The organism is Tannerella sp. (assembly GCF_052170195.1).
Taxonomy (GTDB): Bacteria; Bacteroidota; Bacteroidia; order Bacteroidales; family Tannerellaceae; genus Tannerella.
In genome coordinates this window covers 1-13,060 of the sequence record NZ_JBQNAZ010000004.1, presented here as the reverse complement: position 1 = coordinate 13,060, position 13,060 = coordinate 1, and the positions used below count along the sequence as shown (strand labels likewise).

Sequence of the window (13,060 nt, the reverse complement as noted above, 5' to 3'; positions counted from 1 at the left end):
CACATTAGCCGCACAGGCTTTTCACATAGAAGAAGAGCGTAACAAAAGCATATCCCAAAAAGATAAGCGTAGCCACCACATTACTGATCACTTTCAGACGATTCATCCACACGTGATTGTTCCAGCCGATGGTGTGAATCGCACTCCACACACCGTGTGTGAGGTGAAACCACAATGCCACATACCAAATCAAATAGGCTATCACCACCCACAACTGGCTGAAATAATACTGAATAAAGTCGGCCCCGTTCTGCGGAGACACAACACGGCTCCCCAGCTCTACTTCGTGATGTCCGAGTAATTCCGCAAACATCATCTTGTACCAAAACTGGCTAAAATGAAGAATCATAAAGCCAATGACCACCACACCGATCACGAACATGTTCTGCGAGGCCCAGCTCACCCCTTGGGGACGCGTATTAACCGCATAACGGTCGTTCCCGCGCGCCTTCCGGTTTTGCAGCGTCAGCATCACCGCATACACAAAATGAATGGTAATAATCGCTCCCAAGCCGATGGTCGCCACTACCGCATACCAGTTCGCACCCAGCAATCCACAAATCATGTTGTAGGCGTCAGTCGAAAAGACCGCCGTCACATTCATCGACAGGTGGAACAGCAAAAACAGAACCAGGAAAATTCCGGATATACTCATCACCAGCTTTTTCCCGATAGAAGATTTTAGTAACCACATAAGCAAATTGTTTTAAATGTTTATTTGTTCGGTTTAACGTTTCTTTTAATGTCGCAAAAGTACGATATAGAAAGCGGATAAACAAATATATTGCGGAAATTTTTCCGTAATCGCAAAAAGAGATCGCCAAGCGCTAAAAAACAACAACTTGAATCCTCCCTTTCACGTCCGAACCATCCATTTATTGATGTATAAAAAAGACCCTGTTTGCCATCGGCGAAAATTCCGTACCTTTGCCTCTATGAATATGAAACCGACGCTGTATTTCACTCCGCTCTCATTTCCGATTTACGTGATGGCGAAGTCGGTAGGCGCGCTCTGCAATATGGACTGCGAGTATTGCTATTATCTCGAAAAAAGCGGACTGTATCAAGAACGCAAGCAGAACAGAATGTCCGACGAAACCCTCGAACGATTTACCCAAGCGTATATTGAATGCCAGACAAGCCCGTTCGTACAGTTCACATGGCACGGAGGCGAGTCGCTGTTACGGGGCCTCGACTTCTACCGCAAAGCGCTGAAATTCCAACGGCAATACGGAAGAGGACGGGAGATACAGAATTGCATTCAGACAAACGGGCTGCTGCTTAACGACGAATGGTGCCGTTTCTTCAAAGACAACGATTTTCTGGTGGGCATCTCCATCGATGGGCCGGAAGCCATGCACGACCGCTATCGTAAGGATTGTGGGGGACGGGGTACGTTTGCCCGGGTCATGCGGGGCATCGAGCGGTTGCACCGTCATGGAGTGGAATTTAATACGCTTTCGGTATTGCACGACTATAACGTGCGTTTTCCGCTCGAGATGTATCACTTCTTCAAAGATATCGGCAGTCGATACATGCAATTCTCTCCCATTGTCGAACGCCTTGGCACACGTGCGGACGGACTCGAGCTGCTGACGGCAGCCGACCATCCTGAAGACTGTGAACAGGCGCCCTGGTCGGTCGATCCGATCGCTTATGGCGATTTCTACATTGCGGTATTCGACGAATGGGTTCGCCACGATGTGGGACAATATTATATACAACTTTTCGACGCCACGCTGGCAGGCACCCTCGGTGAGCCGCCCGGTGTCTGCATCTACGCGAAAACCTGCGGCCATGCACTGGCCATGGAATATAACGGCGACGTCTATGCCTGCGACCATTTCGTCTACCCCGAATACCGGCGCGGTAACCTGTACGAAAAAACGCTCGTGGAGATGACCCTCTCGGACGAACAACGGCGTTTCGGGAACGACAAACGGGACGGTCTGCCGGCACAATGTCGCTCCTGCCGCTTCTTGAAATTGTGCAATGGCGAATGCCCGAAGAACAGAATCGCCGTGTCGGCCGATGGCGAGTACGGCTTGAATTACCTCTGTGCCGGATTAAAACGCTATTTCGCGCACGTTGAGCCGGCCATGGCCTTCATGGCCGAAGAACTGCGTAACGGTCGACCGCCGGCCAACATCATGCACGAAATAAGAAGACAAAAATAGCATTGTTCCATAAGGCCTCCCCTCTTATCTTTCGAAATATATCTTTACAGAAGGGGGCGAGGGCGAAAAATTCGCCATTCGGGCAGTTTTCCCCGAAAAAAAAGAGCCTGCCCGGCTATGGCTTCCGGCAGGCTCTTTCAGAAATAACAACCTATGTACAATCTTACTGCACAAAGATTTTTTTGCGAACATCGCCCAGCACGACAATGTAAACGCCCTTAGGCAGTGTGATAATACGCTCACCTATTACGGCATTTTCTTTGCGGTAAAGCGTGCCCGAAATCGTATAAATAGCCAGTGGCTGCAATTTATCGGTTCGGATACGCAAACTGTTGTCAAAAGTCCAGATATCGACATTCTCAACGATCGTCTCGTTTGCATTCGAGTTATAAATCGTCACCTTACAAGAGTCTCTGAAACCTCCGTCGACGGTGCGGACATATACCCAAGTCTCACCCGAAGCCACTCCGGTCAGATAACATGAATCAACCGTTACAACAGCCATGTTGCCACTTGTCCATACCACTTTCTTATTTGTGGCATTGGCCGGCTTAATCGTTGCATTCAACGTATCTTTCTTTCCGATAGCTAACCTGATGGATGTACTGTCTATATCGATCCCCTTAACCGGTATCGTTTCCAGCACACTCACATAACATGTATCTTTAAAACTCCCATCCAACGACTCGGCAACGATCAGGGCAATCCCCTGTTTCTTGGCCGATACGACAGCTGTCGTATCCGTTTCGGGAGTCACCGTGGCATAAGCTGCATTTGTCGATAACCATTTTACTTTCTTCTTGAAGGCATCGTGAGGTGTAATGTTTGCCGTCAGCGTATCACGTTCTCCGATGGCCATGTAGAGTGTATCCTTATTGAGTGATAATCCCGTTACCGCTACAGGAGGAAGTACTTTGAAGACGCAAGTGGCGAACTTTCCGTTCTTTGCCATAGCCGTCACCTTCGAGATACCGGGCGCTACAGATTCAATGCGAGCGACTTTCGTATCGTCGGCCATGGGGGTAGCTGTTACCGACCCGCCTTCTACCGACCAGGCCAGATCAGTGTTATCCGCATTCGCCGGTTTTACCGTAGCATGCAACAATATTTTATGATGCAGGCGCATCACCACCGTGTCTTTGATATCCGGAAAAGAAACTTCCGTCACCGGATTGATAATATGCACCAGACACGTGTCGGTTTTCAAGTTGCCTTCATGTCCGGCCGTAACAACAATCTTCACCTTTCCGGTCTGTTTTCCTGCTGTGATCACCCCCAGAGTGTCGAAAGTATTGACGGTCGCAAGTCCTGAAAGACTGAAAAACCGCACTTTCTTATTCGCTCCCGACGGATTGACCTTTGCATAAAGCGTGTCTTTGCTACCGATCGTGATATAGAGTTCTTCAATATCAGCGCCTTTTTTATCCTTCAATTCCACACTTGCTACCGGCTGGTAAACAATGACGACACAAGAATCTTTCACCTTACTTTTCGAGGTCACCACGATTTCCGTCTCTCCCGGATTTATTCCGGTAATCTTACCATACGTGCTGTCGGATACGGCGTATTTCACCGTTGCAATCAATGGATTTTTCGATTTCCACGCCACCGTGTCCGTTTTAGGCATGACATTCACTTTGACCGAGTCGGACTGCCCCACATCGATGCGGATCGTGTCTTTAGCCAGAACACATTCGGGTTTGGGAGACTGCCCCCATGCTTCATTCGGAAGCAGAACCATCATACACAGGATTGCTCCAAGATAAAACGTAATTTTTTTCATGTCTTTTATTGTTTAATTTGATTACTAAGAAAGTAACAAATAAGGCTAACAAAATGTTTCGTTTTTTTCCTACCGAACAAATATTTTTTTGCCGGTATGATTCAGAACGACGATGTAAAAACCACGCGGCAGAGGAATGGCACGATCGCCAACTACCCCCTCTTCGCGCCGGTAAAGTGTCCCCGAAATCGTGTAAATGCGCAACGAAACAGGTTTACCGGAATGGATATGCACATACCCCCCAGAAGCGTAAACATGCTGATCATTCACTTCGACCACGGCGCCAGAACCGGGTTCTCGCGTGATGATGACGCATGTATCACGATAGTAACTACTGTCTTTCGCTTCCACGATAACATACGTTGTATCGGGAGTCAGAGCCGCAGCGATGAACGCCACCGTATCTGTCTCGGACGAAGGAGTGACTGTTGCCTTTCCTTTGACTATCCAGTTCAGCGAACGGTTCGTGGCTTGACTCGGATACACCATTGCCCGAAGGGTGTCCTTACCGCCGATATCCACACGCAGGGTGTCTTTATTCAAGCGGATGCTATCAAGCGGAACACGCGTAATCACCACGCACGTATCGCTACATTTACTCCCGTCTTTTGCTTCGGCTATGATGAGCGTCGTGTCTGTTACGGCAGCCGCCGTTATTAACGCTTCGGTATGATTGGTCGCAGACGGAGTGACCGTTGCCCTCCCTTTAGTCCTCCAATTGAGTGTTTTGTCGGTGGCATTCTGCGGAGTTATACCGGCTTGAATCATTTGAGTCTGACCAGCCTTCAGACGAACGGTATCTTTATTCAAACGCACCTCTTTCACGGGGATCCTGGGAGAAACAAAGACCCAGCACGTATCTTTAGCCGCACCAACCTGAACGATCACTTTCGTCTTACCTACTTTTCTGCCTTTTACAAGATACACCTTTCCATAACGAGCTGAAGAAGACAGAGGAGCGATAGAAGCAATGACCGGTATAGAGGCAGGTGCATCCCAGTGAATCGGAGCATCGGGAACGGCTGTTGCTTTCACAGTATCTTCCTGTCCAACAACCAAACGCAATGTGTCCTTATGAAAATAAACAGCCTGTTGTACCGGCTTCGTTTGTCCGGCAGCTTCGAAAGAAAGCCCTGCAATCGTAAATACGATTGCCAAAAAATAGGAAATAATTTTTTTCATTGTTATCTTGAAATGCATATATAAATTACGGTAATGAAACGGTGGTGCAAAAGTCTGAACTTTGCCCTTACTATCCAAATAAAATCTTACATTTGCACCGTTTTTAACACTCATTTTCATGAATTTCACACATAAACATCCTATTGCGTCGGCTCCCGACACGGTAATTGTGGCAGCCGGAGACTTTCCTTCCCATCCGGCTGCGTATGGGGCGATAGAGCAGTTTCGTGACCGCATCATCTGCTGCGACGGAGCTACCGACGCTCTCCTTCGCGCCGGCTTTATGCCACTGGCCGTGGCAGGCGATGGCGACTCCATTTCCCAAACGGCACGCGACAAGGTGGCAGACAGGCTACACCTCGAATCGGAACAGGAGACGAATGACCTGACGAAAGCGGTACGTTATGCCCTCAAGCAAGGACATCGCCGGCTGCTTATCGTCGGCGCCACGGGGAAACGTGAAGACCACACGCTCGGCAACATCAGCCTGCTGGCCGATTATATGGACAAGGCAACCGTCGAGATGCGCACAGATTACGGCATCTTCACACCTGCCACGGGACATACCTCTTTTGCTTCGTATGCCGGACAACAGATTTCCGTTTTTTGTGTAGACAGCGAACCGTTAACCCTCCGCAACGTACGCTGGCCCCTAACCCGACAACGCATCACCCGTTGGTGGCAAGGCACACTGAACGAGGCATTGAGCGATCAGTTTGAAGTGGAAACGGAAGGTAAAGTCATTGTGTTCCGCGCCTATTGATCCTATCGGTGCGAAACATCATTCAAGAAGTTTTTCCATTGAAAGCCTCTGCGTAAAGAATTACTTTTTGATGCGGGGCATGCGCGGCAATAACTCGACAAGGCGAGTTGAAGTAATACGAAGAAACACAACGATGGAAAAAAGCAGCATGGCCGAAAATGCGATACTCGAAGAGAGTGCCGCTCCGGTCACCCCGTAAGCAGGAATCAGGAAGCCACCCGCTATAAGCAGTACAAGCAATCCGATACACGAACATACGGCGCTGACGCGCACGCGACCCGTCCCAATGAAGTAATGGCTCAGGATACGATTACTGCCAAAGGTCACAATCCCGACAGCCAAGGCCACAATCACCTTTCGGATTCCCGTAAATTCGGGCGTAAACAGATAATCCGTATAGACCCACTCCGGCAGACAGAGGACAAGTGCCATAGCAACGATCAGCGTACAGTAAGTTAACTTAAACAGCCTCAACGTCAGGCTGCGCTGCCGTTCGGCCTCCGATGTCCGGGCGATCTGACTGTAAGCGATAAAGCTCACCCCGTGACTGATATGCCAGATACTTTCGGATATTTTCGTACCCGAATCCAATAACCCGACCTGTCCGTATCCGCCAAACCGTTGCAGCAGGAAGTAATTCAGGCGCGTAGTCAGTCCTTCGGCCAAATTGTCGGCACTGCTCCAGAGGCCATACACAAACATCGCTTTCACACCTTTTATCCACGAGCCGGAAACCCGAGCTTCGTGCGGCACACGAAAGAACGGCTTTATCATCAATCCCAGGCTAACCATCCACGCGATGAGATTCGTCAGAAAAAGGCCCCACAGATACCCTGACACATCGCGCTTGTTCAGTCCGAAGTAGAAACCGACGAGGATAAAAAACAATAATCCGCCCTGAATGATAAAAACCGCATTAAACGCCTTGATCAGGTCTTTACCCAGCAGAAAACGAGCATTCGCCGCTACGAGCGAAAGCAGGACGGACAGCCCGTAAACAATAAACCCATAACCTTCGGGGAGCATCCCCAGCAGGGACATGCAGACACAAGCTATCGCCGACCCGACAAAAGCCCATACATACGTCGGCCAGAAAACGGTACGGAAAGGCTGCCGATGCATAAAATAGACGATCGTATTGCCACAGAGGACACTGTTAAAGATAACCGCCAGATTGACCGAAGCATATATCACCCCGACGACCCCCATCCCGTCCCTACCCAGCACCCGGCTGTGAATCAGGATAAGCAACAGGTTGAGCAACGCGATCGCATAGCGCGTTCCGACGGTCGCAAGGATTTTTTTTAACACGGGAAGGAGGTGATATTTAGCTGATCCAACAAACGGACATAAAGAGTGATCGCTTCACGTATTTCCGGCAGTTCGATGTACTCGTCGGCGCTGTGAGAACGCGCCGAATCACCCGGCCCGATCTTTACCGTAGGAAACGGCATCAAGGCCTGATCACTCATTGTGGGAGACCCGAACGGCTCTTTCCCCAGCATCAAGGCGCGTTGCACAAACGGATGCCCGGCATCAAGGCGCGACGAGTTGAGGCGCAGGCTGCGGGGCGTCACATCGCAAGAGACATGCGCCCGTATTTCGTTCAGCGCTTCCCGGTTGGAATAAAATTCATTGGTACGCACATCGACGGTAAACCGGCATCGGTCCGGCACGACATTGTGTTGTGTGCCGGCTTCGATCATCGTCACACTCATCTTTACGCTCCCCAAGAGGTCGCTGTGGCAAGGGAAAGTGTACGAATGAAACCACGCGATGTCTTTCATAGCTTCGGAGATCGCGTTGACACCTTCGTTTCGGGCGGCATGACCGGCTCTTCCATGGCTGACACAGTCGAGCACAAGCAGTCCTTTTTCGGCAATCGCCGGATGCATCGCGGTTGGTTCGCCCACGACACCGAACGCGATCGGAGGCAACTCGGGCAGGACATTTTCAACCCCTCCCTGCCCGGACACCTCTTCTTCGGCCGACGCCAGAAAAATCAGATTATAGGGTTGGTCCTTCACCGATAACTCACTGAATGCCGCATAAAGAGCGACGACACTCGCACCGGCATCGTTGCTGCCCAAACCATAGAGGCGTTCGGTTTCGTCGTCTTCACAGGGAGCGAACGGGTCTTTCGTCCAGCCCTGTACGGGTCTGACCGTATCGATATGCGAATTGAGCAAGACGGTAGGCTTGGAGAGATCAATGCTTCCGGAGGTCATCCAGAGGTTATTCCCCTTGCGATGCACGACGCGCCCCGCAGTCTTCCATTCGGACTGTAAGAAATCGGCGACCTCCTTTTCTTCACGACTAAAGGAGGGGCGTCTGATCATCCCTTTCAGCAAATCTATGGCCTGATAATATATTTCCATTTCAATACGCGATTCGTTATGTCATGGTTCATAATGCAGCAGACGATCTACTTCTTCCCTGTCGATCTCAAGCTGTTCTTTCAAGGCTTCCAAGTCTTTGAATCTCCTGTTCTGACGTACGAAATGAATAAACTCAACCTCGATTGCTTCGCCATAGACCGTATCGGAGAAATGCAACAGATGGACTTCGACCGTCAGCGACTGACCATCGACCGTCGGGCGGTTGCCGACGGAGAGCATCCCCTTGTAGCGAGTATCGCGCAGGTGTACCCACACGGCATAGACTCCGTTACCCGGCCAGACCTTGAACGGTTCGTCGACCTCGATGTTGGCCGTCGGGAAACCCATCATACGACCAATCTGACGCCCGCCGACGATATGTCCTTTCAGAAGATACGGATACGTCAACATCTGCGCCGCTTCTTCTACGCGGCACTCGGCAAGAAACTGCCTGATCCGCGATGAACTGACGGCGTCTTCACCTTCCGACGGGAGATAAGGAGTAGCCTTCCGCACTTCCATACCGCATGCTTCACCGTATGCGGCGTATGCTTCAAAACCTTCTTCGCGATTGTGCCCGAAACGATGGTCGTACCCCACTAACAGTGTACGGACACCCCATTGTTGCCATAAAACCTGTTCGATAAACTCACGCGCCGAGAGAGTGGCCAATTCGCGTGTAAAGTCAAGTACTGCGCAGCAGTCGGCCTCCGTCGTTGCCAGATGTCTCAATTTTTCATCGAACGAATTCAACAGCTTCGGCTGATAATTGGCCTGCAACACGATACGGGGATGCACCGGAAATGTAAAAACGGCGGCCGTCTGCCCGCGTTCATCGGCCAGACGGCGCAGTTCATGAATCAGGAAACGATGTCCTTGATGAACACCATCGAAAAATCCGACCGTTGCCGCCCACGCGTTGCCTCGCCTCTCTTCTGCATTGCGTATGATGATCATGGCACAAACATAGATAAAAAAGCCGAGAATAGTATACACGATTCGAAAAAATGTTTCGTTGTTGAATTGTTGAGTTGTTGATCTGTTTATTGACTGCTGACCGCTGTAAAAGCCCTGAAAGGGCGCATTAATTCAGCCCAATACGAAGCATTGGGGAAAAAGGCATCGCATCTCGGCGGAGGGCTGTAAGCCTGACGTAATTCAGTTGTTAATTGTCAATTGTTATGCGTGGTACATGCCGAATCATGTATTTAGAAAATAACAATTGACAATTAATTTCGGCGTTTGTCCCTCAGGCCTCGGGCGGTGAGCCGACGGAGCAGTGAGCGGGGCGAAAGAAAATCAGGCTGTCCGAGCCAAGCGAGTTACCTGATTTTCCGACCTGCGAGCGTCGCGAAGGTGTGCGAAGCGCCCGAAGCCTTGACCTTTGGGTTACTTTCGGGTCAAGCCAAAAGTGACAAAAAAGAGATTCTTCGCTTCGCTCTGAATGACAAAAGACCGAACACAGAGGAACATCCCCCCCCCCTTCAAAGGGGGAAGAGCGGAGCGAAGGGGGATGTTATCCCTTCAAAGGGGGAAGAGCGGAAGCGAAGCGTTGGGGAAAAAGCATCGCATCTCGGCGGAGGGCTGTAAGCCTGACGTAACCATTGTCGTACATTCGTACGTCCATTATTAATGGTAAACGCCGAACAGTGTATCGCGTAATTTAGGTTAAAGAAATAAATGGAACAAGTGATTACACTCTTTACAAAATTCCCGCCTTCTATGTATGTGCAGAACATGCAGGTGTTCTTTGATGAATCAATCCGTCTTCCCCATGGCATCCTTTATATTCGAACTGAAGGGTTACATGACCTATTCCGAATTCTTCGGACAGCATCGCTTCGAGATGTCTTCTGATTTGCTGTACATCGGATAGCATACGATCTTCGCAAAGATTTATATGTGCCTCCAGATGGATATGCTCATCATCCATCCGCCAGATATGGAGGTGGTGCATGTTTTCCACTTCGGAAAATTCTTCAACCTTCCGTTTCAGCATATTGACATCTATTCCGTCGGGAGTAGCCTGCATCAGAATATTGACTGTCTGCCGCACAATCGACCATGTATGACGGATAATGTATACGCCTACTAATACGGTGATGAGCGGGTCGAGCCAATACAGCTCCCATATCCAGATGGCCACTCCTCCGACAATGACGGCCACGGACGACAGCGTATCACCTAACAGATGCAGGTATGCGGCACGTACATTCAGATTGTGCGATTTGTCTTTGTGCAGTACAACAACCGATATCAGGTTTGCCATCAGACCGAAAACGGCGACAAAGAGCATCACTTTCCCTTTGATCGGCTCCGGTGTCACAAATCGCTCATAAGCTTCGAAAAACAAATAGATACAAATCGCGATTAACACGACGGCATTGAAAAGCGCCGCGAGAATTTCGATACGTTTATAACCGAATGTTTTCCGCTCGTCGGGTTGTTTTTCGGCATGCTTACCGGCCAGAAAAGCGATAAAGATGGCCGACGAATCACCCAGATTGTGGATCGCATCCGAGATCAAGGAGAGACTGTTGGAAAGGACACCTCCGATAATCTGTACAATCGTGATCGAAAAATTCAGCAGTGTTACCCACAACAGCTTACGCCCTCTTACATGGTGCCCATGATGATGGTGATGGTCATCGTGTGCGTGATGCCCGTGCATCTTATTTTTTTCATGTTCGTGTGTCATCTTCTCCAAGTCAGTTAATGATGATTCGTTATCCCCCTCCTGTTCATACATATAATATATTGCTCACAATCGGCAACTCTGGTGCATCTTTAATTTACTGTCCGGGCAAAGTCTTACAAACTGAAAAAATAGCACATGTTCACATAATCGGAACGATGTTCGGGCTGCACTTTCTCCGCATCGTTACCGACGGGGATGCTTTCGCTCCATTCGTACAAATACTTTGCAGGGAAGATCAGTTCCGTGCTAGCCTTACCCGATTCTTTGTCACTCCGCAGGCTCTTTCGCCATCCGTTGTTCGCCGTAAGCGTAAAACGTTGTGAGACGACCGGAGTTCTGTTTCTAAGAAGTGCAACCTCTGCCGACGTATTCAATTCAAAAGGTGTCTGTGGAGGAAGGATCAGTTTCCCGTCACTAAAAGGCGACGGTACGTCCGGTAATCCCGTCAGACTACCCACTTTGACCCACGAGAGCGCCTGATACGTAATACGCATTCCTTGATACAAGTCTTTTACGAGATGTTCAAGATAAATAAGATACCAACCTTCAGCCTCAGGTGTAAACGAAGCCGTGTAGAAGTTCTCTTCCCGTGCTTTCGACAACGCTTTTTTCTCTCCGTCGGGAGTAAGAAGCATCAACTTGCAATCGGCAATATCCGAGAACCATTTTTGCGCAGGCGTAATCATATTGATCGAAAACTCGCCGAAATAGATTTTGACTTGCTGTTCCTGACCAATATACCCCTGATAGGATGATTCGATCCACATCGTATGCGCCTTCGACAAATGCGTAATGATCAGCAGCAAAAAGCAGGCGCAGCTTCGGATAATTATTTTCTGCAGATTCATTTGGAATGGAATGAATATAATTTGTTCGTACAAAGAAACCCCTTTTCCGGCATCCGGGAAATCCCCATTTGTAGGGATTTTTCCGAATAACCATTCTACGAAACCGAATTTCTATATGCGAGAATCAGAAAATAGAAAGTTTGGTTTTGGTCGTAAACTCTTCCAAAAACAATATACCTTTCTGTGAGTTCCCTTTAGGGTTGAGTCGCGGACTCCACACGGCGATACAATATCTTTGCGGATGTACAGCTACAATGCCGCCGCCCACACCGCTCTTGCCGGGAAGTCCGACTTTAAACGCAAACTGTCCGGCCTCATCATAAAACCCGCAAGTCTGCATCAACGCATTCGTCCGTTTAGTCCGGCTGGGAGAAAGGATAGGCTTGCCCGAATAAGGGACAATACCGTTATTGGCGAGAAAAAGAAACGACTCGGACAGCTCCCTGCATGTCATTTCAATGGAACATATTTTAAAGTACAGGTCCATGACTTTCTCGATGTCGTTTTTGATATTCCCAAACGACTTCATCAAGTGAATCAATGCGTAATTACGATATGCCATGGATCGTTCCGAATATGCGACCTTGAGATTATAATCTATCTTGTTATTCCCCGACAAGCTTCGTACAAACTCCAACACCTCGACCGAAGGATTTTCAAACCGACTCACAAGAATATCGCATACAACTATCGCACCGGCATTTACAAAAGGATTACGCGGTATTCCTCTGTCGTATTCCAATTGTACGAGCGAATTAAAAGGCGTTCCCGCAGGTTCCAAATCCATCCGTTTCCAGATATTGCTTTTCAGATGGGAATAAGCAAGTACAAACGACAATACCTTGGCGATACTCTGTACGGAAAAACGCGTCTCGGAGTCGCCGAAAGCATAATGCACACCATCGACCGTAGTCAGATGAACACCGAAAGAATCGGGATTGACACGAGCCAGCTCCGGAATATAATCCGCCACCTTTCCTTCATCGGGAACGTTCTTCAGTTTCTCGAAAATATCTTCGAATATTTTTTCGTAGTTCATTTTGCAAAACATCGCTATAATTCGGATACAAAACTATAAAAAAGAGAGCTTCGGCCGATCCTGCAAACAAAATAATTCCTGTCTCATCCTTCCCTTTGCCGCTCTACCATACGGGCAAATTCGCCGCCACGAGCCAGCAGTTCGGCGGGAGTGCCCTGCTCGGCAACCGTACCGTCTTTGAGCACCACTATC

11 protein-coding genes are annotated in these 13,060 nt (G+C 49.1%); 2 read left to right on the top strand and 9 right to left on the bottom strand.

The window, feature by feature from the left end; genetic code table 11:
- Positions 1-4: 4 nt before the first annotated feature.
- Positions 5-694 (bottom strand): succinate dehydrogenase cytochrome b subunit, encoded by a 690-nt coding sequence (locus tag ACTTKA_RS01910; protein ID WP_442723761.1) that lies wholly within the window; start codon positions 692-694, stop codon positions 5-7.
- A 241-nt stretch (positions 695-935) separates the two neighbouring features.
- Here ACTTKA_RS01910 and ACTTKA_RS01905 point away from each other — a divergent pair, with 241 nt between their 5' ends.
- A complete protein-coding gene (locus tag ACTTKA_RS01905) occupies positions 936-2,177 on the top strand; it encodes an anaerobic sulfatase-maturation protein (RefSeq protein WP_442723760.1) in 1,242 nt (413 codons plus the stop codon).
- A 163-nt stretch (positions 2,178-2,340) separates the two neighbouring features.
- Here the strand turns inward: ACTTKA_RS01905 and ACTTKA_RS01900 are convergent, their stop codons facing one another.
- Positions 2,341-3,960, bottom strand: coding sequence for an Ig-like domain-containing protein (locus ACTTKA_RS01900; protein WP_442723759.1), 1,620 nt, complete (start codon positions 3,958-3,960; stop codon positions 2,341-2,343).
- A gap of 69 nt (positions 3,961-4,029) precedes the next feature.
- Complete coding sequence (locus tag ACTTKA_RS01895; RefSeq protein ID WP_442723758.1) at positions 4,030-5,142, bottom strand: Ig-like domain-containing protein; 1,113 nt, start codon at positions 5,140-5,142, stop codon at positions 4,030-4,032.
- A gap of 118 nt (positions 5,143-5,260) precedes the next feature.
- Here ACTTKA_RS01895 and ACTTKA_RS01890 point away from each other — a divergent pair, with 118 nt between their 5' ends.
- Positions 5,261-5,905: a thiamine diphosphokinase gene (locus tag ACTTKA_RS01890; RefSeq protein WP_442723757.1), complete on the top strand. Its 645-nt coding sequence runs from the start codon at positions 5,261-5,263 to the stop codon at positions 5,903-5,905.
- A gap of 60 nt (positions 5,906-5,965) precedes the next feature.
- On the opposite strand, the gene ACTTKA_RS01885 is transcribed toward ACTTKA_RS01890, so the two are convergent.
- From ACTTKA_RS01885 to ACTTKA_RS01860, 6 genes are all read right to left on the bottom strand, one after another.
- On the bottom strand, positions 5,966-7,216 hold the full coding sequence (locus ACTTKA_RS01885; protein ID WP_442723756.1) for a lipopolysaccharide biosynthesis protein: 1,251 nt from the start codon (positions 7,214-7,216) through the stop codon (positions 5,966-5,968).
- Entirely contained in the window at positions 7,210-8,283 is a 1,074-nt protein-coding gene (locus tag ACTTKA_RS01880; protein ID WP_442723755.1) for a M20 family metallo-hydrolase, read from the bottom strand. Before ACTTKA_RS01880 ends, ACTTKA_RS01885 begins: the two co-directional genes overlap by 7 nt.
- 21 nt (positions 8,284-8,304) lie before the next feature.
- The gene (gene ribF, locus ACTTKA_RS01875; RefSeq protein WP_442723819.1) at positions 8,305-9,240 is read right to left on the bottom strand and encodes a riboflavin biosynthesis protein RibF; all 936 of its coding nucleotides are present in this window, start codon (positions 9,238-9,240) and stop codon (positions 8,305-8,307) included.
- Positions 9,241-10,003: 763 nt separating this feature from the next.
- Positions 10,004-10,981 carry a cation diffusion facilitator family transporter gene (locus ACTTKA_RS01870; protein ID WP_257122995.1) on the bottom strand — a complete coding sequence of 326 codons (978 nt, stop codon included), beginning with the start codon at positions 10,979-10,981 and terminating at the stop codon, positions 10,004-10,006.
- A 113-nt stretch (positions 10,982-11,094) separates the two neighbouring features.
- The gene (locus tag ACTTKA_RS01865) at positions 11,095-11,829 is read right to left on the bottom strand and encodes a hypothetical protein (RefSeq protein ID WP_442723754.1); all 735 of its coding nucleotides are present in this window, start codon (positions 11,827-11,829) and stop codon (positions 11,095-11,097) included.
- Between the two features lie 124 nt (positions 11,830-11,953).
- Positions 11,954-12,868 carry a glutaminase gene (locus tag ACTTKA_RS01860; RefSeq protein ID WP_442723753.1) on the bottom strand — a complete coding sequence of 305 codons (915 nt, stop codon included), beginning with the start codon at positions 12,866-12,868 and terminating at the stop codon, positions 11,954-11,956.
- Between the last annotated feature and the right edge of the window lie 192 nt (positions 12,869-13,060).